The organism is Promicromonospora iranensis, from assembly GCF_028994805.1.
Lineage (GTDB): Bacteria > Actinomycetota > Actinomycetes > Actinomycetales > Cellulomonadaceae > Promicromonospora > Promicromonospora iranensis.
On the sequence record NZ_JAJQQP010000006.1, the window covers coordinates 119,201 to 139,078 of the forward strand.

General features: G+C 71.9%; 18 protein-coding genes. All 18 read left to right on the forward strand.

From position 1 onward, the window contains the following. Positions 1-54 precede the first annotated feature (54 nt). The 18 genes from LUM46_RS11560 (at position 55) to LUM46_RS11645 (ending at position 19,874) form a co-directional block, all read left to right on the forward strand. The gene (locus tag LUM46_RS11560) at positions 55-1,668 is read left to right on the forward strand and encodes an MDR family MFS transporter (RefSeq protein WP_274994067.1); all 1,614 of its coding nucleotides are present in this window, start codon (positions 55-57) and stop codon (positions 1,666-1,668) included. Then, positions 1,665-2,105, forward strand: coding sequence for a DUF4233 domain-containing protein (locus LUM46_RS11565; RefSeq protein ID WP_274994068.1), 441 nt, complete (start codon positions 1,665-1,667; stop codon positions 2,103-2,105). The genes LUM46_RS11560 and LUM46_RS11565 overlap by 4 nt, the downstream gene beginning before the upstream one ends. Before the next feature lie 60 nt (positions 2,106-2,165). Beyond that, positions 2,166-2,639, forward strand: coding sequence for a nucleoside-diphosphate kinase (gene ndk / locus LUM46_RS11570; protein ID WP_274994069.1), 474 nt, complete (start codon positions 2,166-2,168; stop codon positions 2,637-2,639). Positions 2,640-2,815: 176 nt separating this feature from the next. Further along, positions 2,816-6,652: a chromosome segregation protein SMC gene (gene smc / locus LUM46_RS11575; RefSeq protein WP_274994070.1), complete on the forward strand. Its 3,837-nt coding sequence runs from the start codon at positions 2,816-2,818 to the stop codon at positions 6,650-6,652. Positions 6,653-6,846: 194 nt separating this feature from the next. After that, complete coding sequence (locus tag LUM46_RS11580; protein WP_274994071.1) at positions 6,847-7,386, forward strand: hypothetical protein; 540 nt, start codon at positions 6,847-6,849, stop codon at positions 7,384-7,386. Positions 7,387-7,437: 51 nt separating this feature from the next. Next, the gene (ftsY, locus tag LUM46_RS11585) at positions 7,438-8,613 is read left to right on the forward strand and encodes a signal recognition particle-docking protein FtsY (protein ID WP_274994072.1); all 1,176 of its coding nucleotides are present in this window, start codon (positions 7,438-7,440) and stop codon (positions 8,611-8,613) included. 173 nt (positions 8,614-8,786) lie between these two features. Beyond that, positions 8,787-10,049: an ammonium transporter gene (locus LUM46_RS11590; RefSeq protein ID WP_274994074.1), complete on the forward strand. Its 1,263-nt coding sequence runs from the start codon at positions 8,787-8,789 to the stop codon at positions 10,047-10,049. A 43-nt stretch (positions 10,050-10,092) separates the two neighbouring features. After that, on the forward strand, positions 10,093-10,431 hold the full coding sequence (locus LUM46_RS11595) for a P-II family nitrogen regulator (protein WP_274994075.1): 339 nt from the start codon (positions 10,093-10,095) through the stop codon (positions 10,429-10,431). Between the two features lie 20 nt (positions 10,432-10,451). After that, positions 10,452-12,269 carry a [protein-PII] uridylyltransferase family protein gene (locus tag LUM46_RS11600; RefSeq protein WP_274994076.1) on the forward strand — a complete coding sequence of 606 codons (1,818 nt, stop codon included), beginning with the start codon at positions 10,452-10,454 and terminating at the stop codon, positions 12,267-12,269. Positions 12,270-12,303: 34 nt separating this feature from the next. Next, positions 12,304-13,941 carry a signal recognition particle protein gene (gene ffh / locus LUM46_RS11605; RefSeq protein WP_274994077.1) on the forward strand — a complete coding sequence of 546 codons (1,638 nt, stop codon included), beginning with the start codon at positions 12,304-12,306 and terminating at the stop codon, positions 13,939-13,941. Positions 13,942-14,075: 134 nt separating this feature from the next. After that, on the forward strand, positions 14,076-15,200 hold the full coding sequence (locus LUM46_RS11610; protein WP_274994078.1) for an amidohydrolase family protein: 1,125 nt from the start codon (positions 14,076-14,078) through the stop codon (positions 15,198-15,200). Positions 15,201-15,366: 166 nt separating this feature from the next. After that, complete coding sequence (rpsP, locus tag LUM46_RS11615) at positions 15,367-15,792, forward strand: 30S ribosomal protein S16 (RefSeq protein WP_274994079.1); 426 nt, start codon at positions 15,367-15,369, stop codon at positions 15,790-15,792. After that, the gene (locus tag LUM46_RS11620) at positions 15,792-16,031 is read left to right on the forward strand and encodes an RNA-binding protein (protein ID WP_274994080.1); all 240 of its coding nucleotides are present in this window, start codon (positions 15,792-15,794) and stop codon (positions 16,029-16,031) included. Before rpsP ends, LUM46_RS11620 begins: the two co-directional genes overlap by 1 nt. Positions 16,032-16,197: 166 nt before the next feature. Beyond that, positions 16,198-16,800, forward strand: a complete 603-nt coding sequence (gene rimM / locus LUM46_RS11625) for a ribosome maturation factor RimM (protein ID WP_274994081.1) — start codon at positions 16,198-16,200, stop codon at positions 16,798-16,800. 1 nt (position 16,801) lies between these two features. Beyond that, a complete protein-coding gene (trmD, locus tag LUM46_RS11630) occupies positions 16,802-17,593 on the forward strand; it encodes a tRNA (guanosine(37)-N1)-methyltransferase TrmD (RefSeq protein ID WP_274994381.1) in 792 nt (263 codons plus the stop codon). Between the two features lie 248 nt (positions 17,594-17,841). Beyond that, a complete protein-coding gene (rplS, locus tag LUM46_RS11635; RefSeq protein ID WP_274994083.1) occupies positions 17,842-18,189 on the forward strand; it encodes a 50S ribosomal protein L19 in 348 nt (115 codons plus the stop codon). A 224-nt stretch (positions 18,190-18,413) separates the two neighbouring features. Beyond that, positions 18,414-19,181 carry a signal peptidase I gene (gene lepB, locus LUM46_RS11640; protein WP_274994084.1) on the forward strand — a complete coding sequence of 256 codons (768 nt, stop codon included), beginning with the start codon at positions 18,414-18,416 and terminating at the stop codon, positions 19,179-19,181. Continuing rightward, the gene (locus tag LUM46_RS11645) at positions 19,182-19,874 is read left to right on the forward strand and encodes a ribonuclease HII (RefSeq protein WP_274994086.1); all 693 of its coding nucleotides are present in this window, start codon (positions 19,182-19,184) and stop codon (positions 19,872-19,874) included. Positions 19,875-19,878 lie beyond the last annotated feature (4 nt).

Here is a 19,878-nt window from a genome sequence, read left to right on the forward strand (position 1 = left end):
TCCCGCCGCACCTCTTTCTTCAGCTGTACCTGATCCTCAGAAAGGCACCATCCCATGAGCCACGCCGTGACCACGGCGCCGGACAAGCCGCTGGTCGTTCTCAACCAGCGCACGATCTGGCTGATCTTCGGGGCCCTGATGGCCTCGATGTTCCTGTCCTCCCTGGACCAGACCATCGTCGGCACTGCCATGCCGACCATCGTGGGCGAGCTGCACGGCGTGGAGCACCAGGGCTGGGTCATCACCTCCTACATCCTCGCGATCGCCATCGCGATGCCGCTCTACGGCAAGTTCGGTGACCTCTACGGGCGGCGCTGGCCGTTCTTGGTGGCGGTCGGTCTGTTCGTCGTCGCCTCCGTCGGTGGCGGCATGGCCCAGACGTTCGAGTCCCTGGTGGCCTGGCGCGCCGTGCAGGGGCTCGGCGGCGGCGGCCTGATGATCCTGTCGCAGGCGATCATCGCCGACATCATCCCGGCGTCCGACCGCGGCAAGTACATGGGTCCCATGGGCGCCCTGTTCGGCATCTCCGCCGTCGCCGGGCCGCTGCTCGGCGGCTGGCTCACCGAGGGCCCCGGCTGGCGCTGGACCTTCTGGATCAACGTGCCGATCGGCATCGCCGCATGGTTCATCGCGTACTTCGCGCTCAAGCTGCCCTCGCACCGGTCCAGCAAGCCCACCGACTGGGGCGGCATCCTGACCATGGCGCTGGGCACCACCGGCATCGTGCTGCTCACCAGCTGGGAGTCGCTCGGCAACGACGGCTACGACTGGTCCGACCCGATGCTGCTCGGCCTGCTGGTCGGCACCGCTGTGGTGGTCGGCCTGTTCGTGCTCATCGAGAACCGGGTGTCCGAGCCGCTCATCCCGCTGCGGCTCTTCAAGAACCGCACGTTCACCATCACCACCCTCATCGGCCTGGTGCTCGGCATGGGGATGTTCTCCGCCATGTCGATGCTGCCGACGTTCCTGCAGATGTCGAGCGGCGCCGGCGTCACCGAGTCCGGCCTGCTGATGCTCCCGATGATGGCCGGCGTGATGCTGACCTCGATCCTGTCCGGCTTCGCGATCTCCCGGACCGGTCGCTACAAGATGTTCCCGGTGGCCGGCCTGGCGATCACGATCCTCGGCATGATCTCGCTGACGCGCCTCGAGGGTGACATGTCCCTGTGGCTGTTCGGCGTGATGATCTTCGTCCTGGGCGCCGGCATGGGCCTCATCATGCAGACCATCGTGCTCGCGGTGCAGAACTCGGTGGACCCGCACGAGCTGGGTACGGCGACGTCGTCGAACAACTTCTTCCGCGAGATCGGTGCCGCTGTCGGTACCGCGGCGTTCACCACGGTGTTCACGTCGCGCCTGACGGAGAACCTGCAGGGCGTCTTCGCCGGTCTCCCGGAGGGCGCCGCGCCCGTCGGCGGTGGTTCCGGGCTGACGCCGCAGATCGTGGACCAGCTGCCCGAGCCGCTCCGCAGCGGCGTGGTCGACGCGTTCGCGGACTCGCTCGCCCCGGCGTTCTGGTACCTGGTGCCGCTGGTCGCGATCGGTCTCGTGCTCGCGCTCTTCCTCAAGGAGGTCAAGCTGTCCAACGAGGCAGGCATGGTCGCGCGCGGTGAGGCGGTCGTGGAGGAGCCCGCCGATCCCGAGGAGACGGATACCCTGGTCCGGTGAGCAAGGACCGACCCGCCCCCGGTGACCCCATCAAGCCCAAGAAGTCCGCGCTGGTGCAGTTCACGTCGACCACGCTGCTGCTCGAGGTCTTCCTCGTGATCTTCGCGACCCTGGCGGTGTGGGGGCTGCGCGACTCCGAGTTCGGCCGCGGGCCGCTCCGGATCGAGTCGAGCACGGCGATCTGGGTGCTGGGCGGTGTCCTGGCGCTGGTGCTCGTGATCCTGTCCCGGGCGCAGGGCTCGGCCGCCGGCCGGGCGGCGGGCACGGTGGCGCAGCTCCCGGTGCTCGCCATGGGCCTGCTCGTGCCGATGATGTTCCTGGTCGGCGGGATCTTCGTGGTGCTGTGGGTCTACGCCCTGCGCCTCGGCGCCCGCGTGGACCGGGAGCGGGCGGAGTACGACGCGGCCCACCCGGAGACCGCCCCCAACGGCGGCTGATCTCTCGACGAGGGGGCGCCTGGTCACACCGGTGCGTCTCGCCCGGATAGGGTTTGCCCCATGACCGACGTCGCAGAGAAGACCCTGCCCACGGAGGCCTCGACGCAGCCCGTGGCCGAGCGCACCCTCGTCCTCGTCAAGCCGGACGGCGTCCGCCGCGGCCTGTCCGGCGAGATCTTGCGCCGCATCGAGGCCAAGGGCTACACGCTGCGGGCCGTGGAGCTGAAGGATGCCACCACCGACCTCCTCGCCGCGCACTACGCCGAGCACGAGGGCAAGCCGTTCTACGCGCCGCTGGTCGAGTTCATGATGTCGGGCCCGGTCCTGGCCGTCGTGGCCGAGGGCGAGGGAGTCATCCCCGGGTTCCGCTCGCTGGCGGGGGCCACCAACCCGACCGAGGCCGCCCCCGGCACGATCCGCGGTGACCTGGGCCGCGACTGGGGCACCAAGGTGCAGCAGAACCTGGTGCACGGCTCCGACTCGACGGAGTCCGCGGCACGCGAGATCGCGCTCTGGTTCCCCGAGCTCGGCTGACCTGCCCCCAACCCCTGTCGCCGAAGTAGTCACACAGCGAAGTCACACAGCGAGGTAGTCGCCCAGCGCACGCTGGCTGACTACCTCGCTGCACGACTACTCCGCCAGATGACTACTTCGGCGTTTGCCTGCCGTACGTCCGACGTTCGACGGCCAGACACAGTTAGGCTCACCGCGTGCACCTCAAGACGCTCACGCTCCGGGGATTCAAGTCCTTCGCGTCGGCGACCACCCTCGAGCTGGAGCCAGGTATCACCTGCGTGGTGGGCCCCAACGGCTCCGGCAAGTCGAACGTGGTCGACGCGCTCTCCTGGGTGATGGGCGAGCAGGGTGCCAAGTCGCTCCGCGGCGGCAAGATGGACGACGTCATCTTCGCCGGCACGTCCGGCCGTGCCCCGCTGGGCCGCGCGGAGGTGGCGCTGACGATCGACAACACCGACGGTGCGCTGCCCATCGACTACACCGAGGTCACGATCTCCCGCACGCTGTTCCGCAGCGGCGGTTCCGAGTACGCGATCAACGGCAACAGCTGCCGCCTGCTGGACATCCAGGAGCTCCTGAGCGACTCCGGCATCGGGCGCGAGATGCACGTGGTGGTCGGGCAGGGCCAGCTCGATGCCGTCCTGCGTGCGACGCCGGAGGAACGGCGCGGCTTCATCGAGGAGGCTGCGGGTGTCCTCAAGCACCGCAAGCGCAAGGAGAAAGCGCTCCGCAAGCTCGACGCGATGCAGGGCAACCTCGCGCGCCTGGGCGACCTGACCGCTGAGCTCCGCCGACAGCTCGGCCCGCTGGGCCGGCAGGCAGAGGCGGCCCGCAAGGCGCAGACCGTGCAGCGCGACCTGCGCGACGCGAAGTCCCGCCTGCTCGCCGACGACCTCGCGCAGCTCACCGCCCAGCTCGAGCAGGAGCGCGCCGACGAACGCTCGCTCAAGGAGCGACAGGCCGAGACCGAGGCCGCCCTGACGGAGGCCCGCGGCCAGCTGGCTCGTCTGGAAGCGGCGATGTCGGCGGAGTCGCAGCAGGTCAACCAGGCCGGCGACACGGTCTTCGCGCTGTCCCAGACGCGGGAGCGCCTGCGCAGCCTGCAGTCCCTGGCCGCGGAGCGCGCCCGGCTCCTGGGCACCGCGGAACCGGCCCACCAGGGACAGGACCCCGACGACCTCGAGGCACAGGCGGCCCGGGCGCGCGCGAGCGAGGAAGAGCTGGTCACCGAGGTCGAGATGGCCCACGAGGTGGTCGAAACCGCCGTCGACGCGCGGGCCGAGGCGGAGGCGGCCGCCCAGGCCGCCGAGCGTTCGCACGCGGCGCTGCTGCGCGCCGCCGCGGACCGCCGCGAGGGGCTTGCCCGCCTGGCGGGGCAGGTCGCCGCACGCCGCAGCCGGGTCGAGGCGGCGCAGTCCGAGCTGGACCGGCTGCGCGAGGCACTGCTGGAGGCGGAGCAGCGCGTGGAGAGCACGTCGCGCGAGCTCGGCGCGCTCGAGTCCGAGGTCGGCGGGGGCGGCGAGGACGGTGCGGAAGGGCTCGAGGTCGCGCACGAGGCGGCGTCGGAGGTGCTCGAGCTGGCCAAGGCCGAGGTGCGGCACCTCCAGGAGCAGGTGACCACCGCGCAGCGGGACCGCAGCTCCGCGGCGGCGAGGGTCGAGGCGCTGGAGCTGAGCCTGGACCGCAAGGACGGCGCGGGCACGCTCCTGGCCGCCGACCAGGCGGGAGTCCTGGGCTCGGTGGCGGCGCTGCTGGGCATCGAGGCGGGCTTCGAGGACGCGGTGGCCGCCGCGCTCGGCCCGGTGGCGGACGCCGTCGCTGTGGCCGGCATCGACGAGGCCGTGGACGCGCTGCGCCTCCTTCGCGACGAGGACGCCGGGCGCGCCAGCCTGGTCGTCGGCTCGGACGGTCCGGCGCCCGCCGTCGGCACCGATCGCCCCGTGGTCGACCTCCCCGCCGGAGCCCGGTGGGCCACCGACGTGGTGCAGGTCGCGGGCCCGGCGTCGGCCGCGCTGCGCACGATCCTCCGGGACGTGGTCGTCGTCGACGACCTCGCACGGGCCCGCGCCCTGGTCCGCGACCAGCCGGTGGTCGCGGTGACGCGCGCCGGCGACCTCCTGGGCGCCACCCGCGCCTGGGGCGGGTCGGCGGCGGCACCCAGCGTGCTGCACCTGCAGTCGGCGCTGGACGAGGCGAAGGCTGCTCGTGACGAGGCGGCGGCCCGAGAGACCGACGGGACGGCGCACCTGGAGCGTGCCCGGGCCGAGCGGGCGGCGGCCCAGGAACGGTACGACGAGACGCTCGCCCGGCTCGGCGAGGCGGACGCCGCACGCGCAGCGGCCGCCGAGCAGCTCGGCTCGCTCGGCGCGGCCGCTCGTGCGGCCCAGGCGGAGGCGGACCGGCACCGCGCCGCGCTGGAGCAGGCGCAGGCCCGTCGCGCGGAGGACGAGATAGAGCTCGAGGCGCTCGTCGAGCGCATGACGATCGCCGAGGAGGAGCCCGAGGAGGGCGAGGGCTCGATCGACGACGTGCAGGCCCGGCGTGACGAGGCGGCCGCGGCCGCCACTGCCGCCCGGGCGCGCGAGACAGAGGCTCGGCTGGCGCTGCGGACCGCTGAGGAGCGAGCCCGTGCCGTGTCGGGGCGTGCGCAGGCGCTGGCGGCCGCCGCCGAGCAGGAGCGGGCAGCCCGGGCCCGGGCCGCCGAGCGCGAGGAGCTGCGACGGCGTGACGCCGCGCGCGCGACGCTGGTGCAGCAGGCGGTAGCGGTCGCGCTCGAGGCGATAGCACGGTCGCTGGACCGGGCGGTGGCCGAGAAGGCTGCCGCGGAGGAGGCCCGTGCCGCAGGGTCGGAGCAGCTGGTCGCCGTCCGCGGAACCGTCGAGTCGCTGACCGGTGAGCTGCGCGAGCTCACCGACGTCGCGCACCGGGACGAGGTCGCCCGAGCGCAGCAGGTGCTGCGACTGGAGCAGCTCCAGTCGCGTGCCACCGACGAGCTGGGCATGGACCCGGACGCGCTCATGGAGGAGTTCGGCCCGCACCAGATGGTCCCGGTGTACGAGGGAGACGCGGCGGTCCGCGGGCGCAGGCGCCGGGCGGTGGTGGAGCGCGACGACGAGGGCAACCCCATCCGGTACGAGGGCGACCCCGCGCTGCCGCGCGGCGCCGCGGCGCGTGAGGACGCGCTCATCGCACGCACGCGTGCCCTGCACGAGGCGGGCCTTCGGCCCGATGACCCCGCCGCGACCGCGGTGGTCGTCGCGGCCGCCGGCGCCGAGCCGGAGGAGGGTCCCGTGGAGGGCGAGGCCTCCACCGGCGAGGACCAGAACCCTGGTGAGCCGCAGCCCGACCGGCTGGTCCCGTACGTCCGCGAGGAGCAGGAGACGCGCCTGGCGAAGGCCGAGCGCGCGCTGTCCCGGATCGGCGCCGTGAACCCGCTGGCGCTGGAGGAGTTCGCGGCGCTCGAGGAGCGGCACCAGTTCCTGGTGGACCAGCTCGCCGACCTGAAGAAGTCGCGCGAGGACCTCCTGCAGATCGTCGACGACATCGACGAGCGGGTGCAGCAGGTGTTCGCCGAGGCGTTCCAGGACACGGCGGCGAAGTTCCTCGAGATCTTCCCCCGGCTCTTCCCCGGTGGCGAGGGCAAGCTGACGCTCACCGAGCCGGACAACCTGCTCACCACCGGCATCGAGGTCGAGGCGCGCCCGGCCGGCAAGAAGGTCAAGCGGCTGTCGCTGCTGTCGGGCGGTGAGCGTTCGCTGGCCGCGGTGGCGTTCCTCGTGTCGATCTTCAAGGCTCGCCCCAGCCCGTTCTACATCATGGACGAGGTCGAGGCGGCGCTCGACGACGTCAACCTCGGCCGCCTCATCGAGATCTTCAAGGAGCTGCAGAAGGACAGCCAGCTCATCGTGATCACGCACCAGAAGCGCACGATGGAGGTGGCGGACGCCCTCTACGGCGTGACGATGCGGGGCGACGGTGTCACCACCCTGATCAGCCAGCGTATGGGGGACCGCGAGACGGTCACCGCCTGAGGCCGGGCCGGCGCCCGCGCCCTACGACCACGCGGGTGTGGGCGTCCGAGGCGCGTGCCCCGGGTGAATTCTGGCGCCTCCCGGCCGGGAAACTGCGGGTGTGAGGGATTTCTCCTGCTGAAACCGCGCGTGTTGCGCGGCGTGTCGCGGCGCTCTGCGCGGCAGGACCGGACAAGACACGACACAATAGGGCCATGTGGTGGTCGGTCATTCTGCTCGTGGTGTGTCTGGTACTGGCGGTAGGCGTCTTCGTCGTTGCCAGCCAGATGGACGCGCCGTCGAACAGGACTGAGGAGTTCTCGTTCCTTCAGTGGTTCCGGTCCGGCATCGCGCATCTTCGTGGTGACACCAAGCGGCGCAAGGACGGCCGACGGCGCGGCGCCTCCGCCGTCGCGACGCACGCGGTCGGTGCGCCGTCCGTCTGGGTCGGCAAGCCGCCGGTGATCAAGCCGGACACCAAGCCGGTGGACATGGGCATGTCCGAGTTCTTCGCCGCGACCATCGAGTCCAAGCCCGGCTACGTCGATGCCGAGGAGCTGACCGACGTGCTGAACCGGGCGCGCGACCAGGCGCAGAAGACGCTGCACGTGCCGCTCGGTCCGGTGCCGCTCAAGCCCGCCACCGTGGTACCCGGCCAGCTTCGGGCGGTGCGTCCGGCGCGGACGGTGCGTCCCGTGCGGCCGGTCACGCAGGAGCCGCCCGCGGAGGAAGGCCCGGCCCAGGCCGCGAGCTAGTTCTGAGCCGAGTGCCCGCACCGCCGTCCGCGGGATGGAAGAATCTGGGGCGTGAACGAGCTTCCCTGGATCGAGATCATCTCTGCCGTCGTCGTCCTCGCGGGTGGCGGCGGTGTCGCCGGCCTCCTCGTGGCCCGACGCCGGAGGCGCACCCAGGACCAGGGTGGCGGCCAGGCGACGGTCGAGCGCGAGCCGACGACGCGGCCGGAGGCCGCACCGGAGGCGACGGTCGAGCCCGGACCGACCACCGAACCGGTCGAGACCCGCGCGCCGACCGTCGAGACCCCCGCTCCCACCGCCGGCCGTCTGGTGCGGCTGCGTGACCGCCTCGCGCGCTCCGGCTCCCCGCTGGGGGCCCGGCTGTTGTCCGTCCTGTCCCGTGACTCGCTCACCGAGGACGACTGGGACGAGATCGAGGAGGAGCTGCTCCTCGCGGACGTCGGAGCCGGTCCCACCACCGAGCTGCTGGAGGCGCTGCGCACCAAGGTGCGCGTGCTGGGCGTGCGCGAGCCCGCCGCGGTGCGCGACCTGCTGCGCTCCGAGCTCGTGGCACTCCTGGACCCGGCGCTGGACCGCACGCTGAGGACCGAGCCGACCACCGCGGAGGACGGCACCCACCTGCCCGCCGTGACGCTCGTGGTGGGCGTGAACGGCACGGGCAAGACGACGACGGTCGGCAAGCTCGCCCGGGTGCTGGTGGCGGACGGCCGCAGCGTCGTCCTGGGTGCCGCCGACACCTTCCGTGCCGCCGCGGCGGACCAGCTCACGACGTGGGGCAACCGCGTGGGCGTGCCGACGGTGCGGTCCGACCGCGAGGGCGCCGACCCTGCGTCGGTGGCGTTCGAGGCGGTCGCGCGCGGGCGCGACGAGAAGATCGACGTGGTGCTCGTGGACACCGCGGGGCGCCTGCAGAACAAGGCGGGCCTCATGGACGAGCTCGGCAAGATCGTGCGGGTCTCGAGCAAGGTCGCCGCGCCCAGCGAGGTGCTGCTGGTGCTGGACGCGACCACCGGGCAGAACGGCCTCTCGCAGGCGCGCGTCTTCGCGGAGGTCGCCGGTGTCACGGGCATCGTGCTGACCAAGCTGGACGGGACCGCCAAGGGCGGCATCGTGGTGCAGGTGCAGCGCGAGCTCGGGGTGCCGGTCAAGCTGATCGGTCTCGGCGAGGGGCCCGACGACCTGGCGCCGTTCGACGTCGACGAGTTCGTGGACGGAATTCTCGGCTGAGAGCGGGTTCTTTTCGCCCGGTGACCCCACCCTGGTCCCGGTGTGAAACGAGACGTTAACCCTCCTCCGGTCTGCTTCACGTTCCCGTAACGCCAGGGTGTGCCCGGTGAAACGGTCCTTCGCGACTGTGTTGCGAGCCCAGCACTCCGAGCTGGGCAAGAGAGGATCGTCATATGGAACTGGACACCGGAGCCACAGCGTGGATGCTGACGTCAGCGTCACTCGTGCTCCTGATGACTCCCGGCCTCGCCCTCTTCTACGGCGGGATGGTCCGGGGCAAGTCCGTGCTGAACATGATGATGATGTCGTTCGGTGCCATCGCCGTGACCGGTGTCGTCTATGTGCTGTGGGGCTGGTCGATGTCGTACGGCGCCGACGTGGCGGGCATCGTCGGCAACCCCTTCGACCAGTTCGGGCTCGCCGGCGCGATCTACGACGGTGCGGGTGAGTTCCTCATCGACGACTACGGGGTACCCGCGATCGTCGGCATCGGTTTCCAGGCGACGTTCGCCATCATCACCGTCGCCCTGATCTCCGGAGCGATCGCCGACCGCGTGAAGTTCGGCTCCTGGCTCGTGTTCGTCGCGCTGTGGGTCACGCTCGCGTACTTCCCGATGGCGCACATGGTCTGGGGCGGCGGCCTCCTCTCGCCCGACGGCCCGTTCGCGAGCATCGCGACGCCCATCGACTTCGCCGGCGGCACGGTCGTCCACATCAACGCCGGTGCGGCGGCCCTCGTGCTCGCCCTGGTCATCGGCAAGCGGAAGGGCTTCGGGTCGGAGCCCATGCGCCCCCACAACCTGCCGCTCGTCATGCTGGGCGCCGCCCTCCTGTGGTTCGGCTGGTTCGGCTTCAACGGTGGCTCCGCCTTCACCGCCGACGGGTTCGCCGGTCTCGCCTGGGTGAACACCACCGCCGCCACCTCGGCCGCGATCCTCGGCTGGCTCGTCGTCGAGAAGCTGCGTGACGGTGCCGCCACCTCGCTCGGTGCCGCCTCCGGCGTGGTCGCCGGCCTCGTCGCGATCACCCCGGCGGCCGGCTCGGTGAGCCCCGTCGGATCGGTCGTGATCGGTGTGATCGCGGGTGCCCTGTGCGCCTTCGCGGTGAGCCTCAAGTACCGGTTCGGTTTCGACGACTCGCTCGACGTCGTGGGCGTGCACCTGGTCGCCGGCCTCTGGGGCACCGTCGCCATCGGCTTCTTCGCCACGGAGAGCGGCCTGTTCTACGGGGGCGGCGTCAGCCAGCTCGCCGTCCAGGTGATCATCGCGGTCATCGCGGTCGTCTTCTCCGGTGTCATCACCCTGGTCCTTGCCCTCGCGATCAGGCCGTTCGGCTGGCGGGTCACCGAAGAGGCCGAGGTCAGCGGTATCGACGCGGCGGTCCACGGCGAGACGGCGTACGAGAACTTCGGCTCTACCATCACCGAGGTGCGCTGACCGTGACCGCGGGACAGCAACCGACTCTCAAGGAGGTACGCGCATGAAGCTTGTCACGGGGATCGTCCAGCCCCACCGGCTCGACGACGTGAAGACGGCGTTGGAGAGTGCCGGTGTTCGCGGGATGACAGTGAGCGAGGCCAGCGGCTACGGCCGGCAGAAGGGGCACACCGAGGTCTACCGCGGTGCCGAGTACACCGTCGACCTCGTGCCGAAGGTGCGCGTGGAGGTGCTGGTGTCCGACGCCGACGTCACCGCGGTGACGGACGCTATGGTGGGTGCGGCTCAGACCGGCAAGATCGGTGACGGCAAGGTCTGGGTCGTGTCGGTCGACGACGTCGCCCGCGTGCGCACCGGCGAGCACGGCGACGCAGCCCTCTGACCGGGAGCGATCTACGACGCATGACAGGTGACCCGGTGTCCGAGGACGCCAGGGAGCAGGCGCAGGCCCCTCACCCCGTGGACGGGGTGAGGGGCCTGCGCGAGCAGCTCCTCACGATCGCCGCGGACCTCACCGGCCCTGGTCGGTCGGGCCAGGCCAGGCGGTCCGCCGTCGGGCAGCGGGTCACGGACCTCCTCGGCGGGCTGTTCGCCGAGGCGACCAGGGACGTGGTGCCGACCGGTATCGCCCTGGCGGCGGTCGGCAGCCTCGCCCGCGACGAGCTCGGGCCGCTGAGCGACCTCGACCTCGTGCTGGTGCACGACGGACGCACGCACGGCGCCGAGGAGCTCCAGCGGGTGGCCGAGCGGCTCTGGTACCCGCTGTGGGACTCCGGGGTGGACCTCGACCACGCGGTGCGGTCGCTGAACCAGTGCCGCCAGGTGGCGGCCAGCGACCTTCCGGCGGTGATCGGCTGGCTCAGCGTGCGTGCCGTCGCGGGTGATCCCGCCGTCGTGCACCGGGCGGCGTCGGTGGTGCTGAAGGACTGGCGCGCCGCGGCCCGCCGTCGGATGCCCGAGCTCATCTCCTCCGCGCGCGAGCGCGCGCAGCGCGCCGGAGAGCTCGCGTACCTCATCGAGCCGGACCTCAAGGAGGCGCGCGGCGGTATCCGGGACGCGGTGCTGCTGTCCGCGCTGGCCGCGACCTGGCTCACCGACCGCCCGCACGGTGCGGTGGACGCCGCCGCCACCCACCTGCTCGACGTGCGCGACGCCCTGCAGGTCGTCACCCGACGGCGGACCAGCCGCCTGCTCCTCGCGGACCTGGAAGAGGTGGCGGAGCACACGGGCTACGACGACGGGGACGACCTGCTGGCCGGGCTGGCCGAGTCGGGACGGACCATCTCGTACGCGCTCGACATGACGATCCGTCGGGCCCGTCAGGCACTGACACGTCCCGTGGGCGTCGGCAAGCCGCTCATGGTGCGCGGCCGGCGCACACCGCCGCGGTTGCGGGTCGTGGGGGAGGGCCTGGTGGAGCACGACGGCGAGCTGGTGCTGGCCGTGGGCGCCCAGCCGGCGTCGGACCCGCTCCTGCCCCTGCGGGCGGCCGCGACGGCGGCCCGGACCGGGCTCGTGCTCTCGCCCGTGACGATCGGAAGCCTCGAGCAGTGTCCGCCGCTGCCCGAGCCGTGGCCGCCGCCCGCACGCAAGAGCCTGCTCTCCCTGCTGGCCGCCGGGCAGGCACAGGTACCGGTGTGGGAGGCGCTCGACCTCGCGGGGGTCGTCACCACGTGGATCCCCGAGTGGGCGGACGTGCGCAACCGGCCACAGCGAGCGGCGATCCACCGGCACACGGTGGACCGGCATCTCGTGGAGACGGCGGCCGAGGCCGCCCGGCTGCGTCGTGGGCTGCCCGGCGCGCCGACGGGATCCGGACAGCGCACCGGCGCGGCTCCTGGTGACCTCCTCCTGCTCTCCGCGCTGCTGCACGACATCGGCAAGGTCCGCGGCGCCCCGGACCACTCGGTGGAGGGGGCCCGGAGGGTCCCGCGGATCCTGGGCCGCGCGGGCTTCGCGCGCCCGGTGGTCGACGACGTCGCGCGGCTCGTGCGCCACCACCTCACGCTCGCGGACCTGGCCGTACGGGCCGATCCCGACGACCCGGAGACGGTGACCGCCCTGCTCGCTGCGGTGGACCACCGCAGCGACCTGCTCCATGTCCTGCGCGCCCTGACCGAGGCGGACACGACGTCCCTCGGGCCGAAGGCGTGGACGGGCTGGCGCGCGCAGCTCGTGAACGGGCTCGCCGAGCGAGGGCTCGCGCGGCTGTCCGGATGAACGCGACGTGACGGGTCTCGATTAGGCTGTGTCCGTGTTCAATTCCCTGTCCGACCGGCTTACCTCGACGTTCAAGAACCTGCGCACGCGGGGCCGTCTCTCCGAGGCGGACATCGACGCGACCGTGCGGGAGATCCGCCGCGCCCTCCTCGATGCCGACGTCGCGGTCCCCGTGGTGCGCGAGTTCACCGGGGCGGTGCGCGAGCGCGCGCTCTCGTCCGAGGTCTCCGGTGCGCTGAACCCGGCCCAGCAGGTCGTCAAGATCGTCAACGAGGAGCTCGTCGGCATCCTCGGCGGGGCCACGCGCCCGCTCACGCTGGCCAAGACGCCGCCCACCGTGATCATGCTGGCAGGTCTGCAGGGTGCCGGTAAGACCACGCTGGCGGGCAAGCTCGCCCACGCGCTGAAGGGGCAGGGACACACGCCGGTGCTGGTCGCCGCCGACCTGCAGCGCCCGAACGCCGTGACCCAGCTGTCGGTCGTGGCCGAGCGCGCCGGCGTGCCGGTGTTCGCGCCGCACCCCGGCAACACGTCGGAGGCCGACGACCCGGCAGCGGACGCGCCCCTGATCGGCGACCCGGTCGGCGTCGCCCGGGACGGCGTGGCCTACGCCAAGGAGCGCCAGCACGACGTCGTGATCGTCGACACCGCCGGCCGCCTCGGCATCGACGAGGTGCTGATGCAGCAGGCCTCGGACATCCGCGCCGCGGTGAACCCGGACGAGGTCCTGTTCGTCATCGACGCGATGATCGGCCAGGACGCGGTGAACACCGCCAAGGCCTTCGCCGACGGCGTCGACTTCACCGGCGTGGTGCTCTCGAAGCTGGACGGTGACGCCCGCGGTGGTGCCGCGCTGTCGGTCGCCAAGGTGACCGGCCGGCCGATCATGTTCGCGTCCACGGGCGAGAAGCTGACCGACTTCGAGGTCTTCCACCCCGACCGCATGGCGAGCCGCATCCTCGACATGGGTGACGTGCTCACCCTCATCGAGCAGGCCGAGAAGGTGTTCGACGCCGGCGAGGCCGAGAAGATGGCGGCCAAGGTCGCCAGCGGCCAGGACTTCACGCTCGCGGACTTCCTGGTGCAGATGCAGCAGCTGAAGAACATGGGCTCGATGAAGAAGATGCTCGGCATGCTGCCGGGCATGGCCCAGATGCGCGAGCAGCTCGACCAGTTCGACGAGCGCGAGGTGGGCCGCATCGAGGCGATCATCCACTCGATGACGCCCGCCGAGCGCGAGAACCCGAAGATCATCAACGGCTCGCGCCGCGCCCGGATCGCCAAGGGCTCCGGCACCACGACGACGGCTATCAACCAGCTCCTGGAGCGGTTCGAGAACGCCCAGAAGATGATGCGGCAGATGTCCAAGGGCGGCGGCATGGGACCCGGCGGGATGCCCGGGATGCCGGGCGGCCCCGGCATGGGCATGGGCAAGAAGTCGCGCGGCAAGACACCGCCGCCGAAGAAGGGCAAGAAGGGCAAGTCCGGGAACCCGGCCAAGCGCGCCCAGCAGGAGAAGGAAGCCATGGAGCGCGCGCTCGGCGGCGGTCCCGCGAGCGCACCGTCGGCCCCCGCCGGATCCTCCTTCGGCGTCGCACCGAAGAAGGACGAGGCGCCCGACCTGAGCACGATCGAGCTGCCGCCGGGCCTGGAGAAGTTCCTGGGCCGGTGACGGCGGCCGGTAGTTCCGGCGGGTGACCCGCGCGGGCGGGTTCCGCGGGTGGTCCCCGACGGGCGCGGTGGGCCGGCGGTGGTGCGGGAGCAGGGCTTTTCCACTGTGTGAGTCGGGGAGAACGAAGGAGCCGGATGTCTGCGCTGGAAGGTCCGACCGCGACGATCCGCGGACGCATCCTGCTGGGTGACGACCGCGAGGCCGAGGAGATCTGGGTTCGCGGGGGCCGTGTCAGCCTGACGCGCCCGTCGGCGCAGGGCACCAACATGCAGGTCCTGGAGGGCTGGGCGGTGCCCGGCCTGGTGGACGTGCACTGCCACATCGGGCTCGCCGCCGACGGCGCCGTGCCGGTGGAGGAGGCCGAGAAGCAGGCGGTGGCCGACCGCGACGCGGGAGTGCTGCTGATCCGTGACGCGGGCTCGCCGCTGGACACCGCCTGGGTGCACGACCGGGGCGACCTACCGCACCTGCTCCGCTCCGGCATGCACCTGGCGCTGCCCAAGCGCTACCTGCGCAACTACGGCCTCGAGCTGGAGTCCCCGGACCTGCTTCCCGAGGCCGTGCGCACGCAGGCCCGCCGCGGCGACGGCTGGGTCAAGCTCGTGGGCGACTGGATCGACCGCACGCTCGGGGCCGACGGCGACCTGCGCCCGCTGTGGCCGGAGGACGTGCTCACGGAGGCGGTCGCCGTCGCGCACGCCGAGGCGGCGCGGGTCACGGTGCACGCCTTCGCCACGGAGACCATCGACGGGCTGCTGGCCGCCGGGGTGGACTGCATCGAGCACGGCACCGGCATGACCGCCGAGCACATGGCGGTGGCCGCCGAGCGCGGGATCGCCGTCACGCCCACCCTGCTGCAGGTCGGCCAGTTCGACAGCATCGCGGCGCAGGCCGACGGCAAGTACCCCGTGTACGCGGCGCGGATGCGCGCCATGTACACGAACCGTTACCAGCAGGTCCGCGACCTGCACGAGGCGGGCGTGCGGCTGCTGGTCGGCACCGACGCCGGCGGGACCATCGCGCACGGGCGGATCGCCGACGAGTGCGCCGAGCTGGTGGCGGCGGGCATCCCGGCGGCCGAGGTCGTGGCGATGGCGTCCTGGCGGGCCCGTGACTACCTGGGCTTCGGCGCGGTCGTCGAGGGTTCCAGCGCGGATCTCGTGGTGTACCCGGCGGACCCGCGCGAGGACATCGAGGTGCTGCGGCACCCCACGGCAGTGGTGCTGCGCGGCGTCGTCTACCCGACCGCGCGCGTGTGACGCAGACGCGGTTGGTGGGCGCCCCCGCGGTCTGGCACAATATGCAGGTACTCGGCGTGCCCGGGCCCCTCTCACCCGGCCAGGCTGCGTCTCGGTCCCACCCACTGCTTCACCCCACGTCGCGGTGCTCGGGACCACCCCATCAGAAACCAGGAGAGACCACTTCGTGGCTGTCAAGATTCGTCTCAAGCGCCTCGGCAAGATCCGGGCCCCGTACTACCGTGTCGTCGTCATGGACTCGCGCGTCAAGCGCGACGGCCGTGCGATCGAGGAGATCGGCAAGTACCACCCGACCGAGGAGCCGTCGCTCATCGAGATCAAGTCGGAGCGCGCACAGTACTGGCTCGGTGTCGGCGCACAGCCGACCGAGCAGGTCGCCGCACTGCTCAAGGTGACCGGTGACTGGCAGAAGTTCAAGGGCCTGCCGGGTGCCGAGGGCACGCTGCGGGTCAAGGGCGAGAAGGCCGACGCGACTGCCGCGATCGAGGCCGTCAACGCCGACGCCGAGAAGGCCAAGGCCAAGGCTGCCGAGAAGGCTGCCGCCGCCAAGGCCGAGGCTCCGGCTGCGCCGGCCGAGGGCGACGAGGCCTGATGCTCTCGGAGGCCCTCGAGCACTTGGTGCGCGGCATCGTGGACAATCCGGACGACGTTCGCGTCTCCGCGAAGACGCTGCGCCGTGGTGACCTGCTCGAGGTCCGCGTGCACCCTGACGACCTCGGCCGAGTCATCGGCCGGGGCGGTCGCACGGCTCGCGCGCTGCGCACCGTGATCGGTGCGCTCGCCGCGGAGGGCCCGGTGCGGGTCGACGTCGTGGACGTCGACCGGCGCTGAGCGTTCGCCTGCTCTGCACGACGACGAGGCCCGGTCCGAACGTGGACCGGGCCTTGCTCGTCCCCGGTGCCTGCGGGAGATCCGCCGGCCGAGCCGAACGGCCGGTGGTACGCAACCGTTGGTCGAGCTTGTCGAGACCCCTGACTTCATTCTTTCGAGGAGACACATGCAGCTGACCGTCGCCCGCGTCAGCAAGGCGCACGGGCTCAAGGGCGAGGTGGCCCTCGACCTGCGCACGGACGACCCGGAGACCCGGCTCGCCGTCGGCGAGCGGCTCGAGACGCTGCCGCCCGACGTCGGGCCGCTGACCGTCACGCACGCGCGCGAGCACCAGGGCCGGTGGCTCGTCACGTTCGCCGAGATCACCGGCCGGACCGCTGCCGAGGAGCTGCGCGGCACCGAGCTCGTCGTCGAGGTGGACGTCTCGGACGAGGAGGACGCCTGGTACCCGCACGAGCTCGCGGGCCTGCGCGTCGAGCTCGAGGACGGCACGGTGATCGGCAAGGTCGTCTCCCTGGAGTACATGCCCGCGCACGAGGCGCTCCTCATCGAGGAGACCCTGCCCGACGGCGGCACCACCCGCACGCTGGTCCCGTTCGTCCTGGCGATCGTGCCGGTGGTCGACGTCGAAGGTGGTCGCGTCGTGCTGACCCCGCCCGGGGGGCTGCTGGCGCGCGACGCCGACGCCGCGATCGTCGACAGTGCCGATGATGTCGACGCGGTCGACAGTGCTGAAAATGCCGACGCGGTCGACCGTGAAGACAGCTGACGTGCGCGTCGACGTCATCTCGATCTTTCCCGACTACCTGGCGGCGCTCGACCTGTCGCTCGTGGGCAAGGCGCGGCAGCGCGGCCTGCTCGACCTGCGGGTCCATGACCTGCGCGACTGGACCACCGACCGGCACCGCACGGTGGACGACACCCCGTTCGGCGGGGGAGCGGGCATGGTCATGCGCCCCGACGTCTGGGGCACCGCCCTCGACGAGGTGCTCGGTGCCGGCACGGAGGGAGCGCACCTGATCGTGCCGACGCCGTCGGGCGAGGTGTTCACCCAGCGGCACGCCGAGAGGCTGGCGACCGCCGAGCAGCTCGTGTTCGCGTGCGGGCGGTACGAGGGCATCGACGCGCGCGTGGCCCAGCACTACCGGGACGCCGGCGTCACGGTGCACGAGCTGTCGATCGGCGACTACGTGCTCAACGGTGGCGAGGTCGCCTCGCTGGTCATGATCGAGGCGGTGGCGCGGCTCATCCCCGGCATGGTCGGCAACCCGGACTCGCTGGTGGAGGAGTCGCACGGCGCGGCCGGCCTGCTGGAGTACCCGGTGTACACGAAGCCGCCGTCCTGGGCGGACCTGGAGATCCCCGAGGTGCTGCTGTCGGGCCACCACGCGAAGATCGAGCGCTGGCGCCGGGACCGCGCCCTGGAGCGGACGGCGCGCCTGCGGCCCGACATGATCGCCGCGCTCGACGTGGCGAGCCTGGACAAGCACGACCTGGCGCTGCTGGGAGAGCTCGGCTGGGCTCCGGACCCGGACGACGACGGGACGCTGGCCCGCGGTTGAGCCGGCTCCGAGCCCGCGGCTGAGGTCACACCTGCTCGGGGCGTCGATCCCCGCGCTCGTGTGGCAGAATGAGCCGTCGGTGCGTCGCCGGTCAGGTCTCTGCCACAGGGGACGGCCGGGGCGGGCAACCGCCCCTGACCGGGTAATGCCGCACCTTCCATCCTCACCCTTCCGGGACCCGACGGCCAACAGGCCGAGGCGGGGCCCACGATATTCGCGCCTGACCTGTGGCAGGCCCGGAGAGAACAATGCAGAAGCTCGACATGATCGACGCAGCCTCGCTGCGATCCGACATCCCGGAGTTCCGCGCCGGTGACACGGTCAAGGTCAACGTCAAGGTCGTCGAGGGCAACCGCTCTCGTATCCAGGCGTTCCAGGGCGTCGTGATCTCCCGCCACGGCGGCGGGATCGGCGAGACGTTCGCTGTCCGCAAGGTCAGCTTCGGTGTCGGCGTGGAGCGCAAGTTCCCGCTGCACGCGCCGTCGATCGAGTCCATCGAGGTCGTCAGCCGTGGCATCGTCCGCCGCGCGAAGCTCTACTACCTCCGCGACCTGCGCGGCAAGAAGGCGAAGATCCGCGAGAAGCGCGACAGCTGACGCGTCCAGCACTTCAGCACGCACCAGGCAGCGGCCGCCGTCCTCAGCACCGAGGGCGGCGGCCGACGCCGTACGTGCTCCGTGACCTGCGTCTGTGGGGATATCAGACGGGGGTCGTGTGCGCCCGCGAGGCTATTTCGCCGCGGGCGCCCCGAGGTGACAGAGTTACCCTCGTGACGAGTTTCGACCGGGTGGCGCCGCCCACCCCTATCGATGGGACGCCCTTGAGCGCAGCAGAACCGTGGGAGAACAGCGGGGCGCATCGTCGGGGCGGAGCCGCGCACGGTCGTGAACCGCGCAAGCAGCAGTCCGGTTTCCTCGCGATGCTCAGGGAGATCGGGATCATCGTCGTCAGCGCGCTGATCCTGTCGTGGCTCATCAAGACGCTGCTGGTGCAGCCGTTCTACATTCCCAGCGCGTCCATGGAGGACACGCTGACGGAGGGCGACCGCGTGATGGCGTCCCGCCTGACGCCGGGGCCGTTCGACCTGGAGCACGGGGACATCGTCGTCTTCGTCGACCCGGGTGACTGGCTGCCGCCGTACCCGGCGCCCGACCGCGGCCCCGTGGGCAACGCGGCCGTGTCGTTCCTGACCACCGTGGGTCTCCTGCCGCAGGACACCGGTGACCACCTCATCAAGCGCCTGGTCGGGCTGCCCGGTGACACCGTCGTGTGCTGCGACGCCGAGGGGCGTGTGTCGGTGAACGGCGCGGCCATCGACGAGACGTACATCAAGCCCGGCTCGGAACCGAGCCAGGACCCGTTCGAGGTCACGGTGCCCGACGGCATGCTGTGGGTCATGGGTGACAACCGCCAGAACTCGCAGGACTCGCGCTACAACCGCGGCAAGCCGGGCGGCGGGTTCGTGCCCGTCGACAACGTGGTGGGTACCGCCTTCGCCACCGTGTGGCCCCTGGACCGGCTGGACTGGCACAGCACCCCGAGCCACGTCTTCGCCGGCGTCCCGGACGCGCCTCCCGCGGAGCAGTAGGTGGTCCGCGCGGTGCCCACGCTGCGACACGAGAGGGCGCTCCTCGCCTCCGGCGCCCGCCTCGTCGCGGGCATGGACGAGGTGGGGCGCGGGGCCCTGGCGGGCCCGGTCAGCGTGGGCGTCGTGGTGGTCGACGCCGCCACCCGCACCGGGCCGAAGGGCGTCGCCGACTCGAAGCTGCTGACGCCGGTCGCCCGGGAGGCCATCGCGCCCGCGGTGCGCCGCTGGGCGGTGGCCTGGGGCGTCGGCCACGCGGGGCCGGCCGAGATCGACGAGGTCGGGATCATCGCGGCGCTCCGGCTGGCCGGCCGGCGTGCGCTCGCCCAGGTGCGCCTGATGTGCGGCGACGTCGACGTCGTCGTGCTGGACGGCAAGCACGACTGGCTCTCCACCCCGTCGCTCGACCTGTTCGCGGCGGCGGACGCGCCCGACGACGGCGTCCCCGACCCCGCGGTGCGGACGCTGGTCAAGGCCGACATGACCTGCACCTCGGTGGCGGCCGCGAGCGTGCTGGCCAAGGTGGAGCGCGACGCGATCCTCGTCGAGCTGGCACAGCGGCACCCGGAGTACGCCTGGGACCAGAACAAGGGCTACAGCGCGAAGGCTCACATGGACGCCCTGGGGCTGCACGGACCCACCCCGCAGCACCGCAGATCCTGGAACCTGCCCGGAACCGCCGCGTCGGTGGGATGATGTC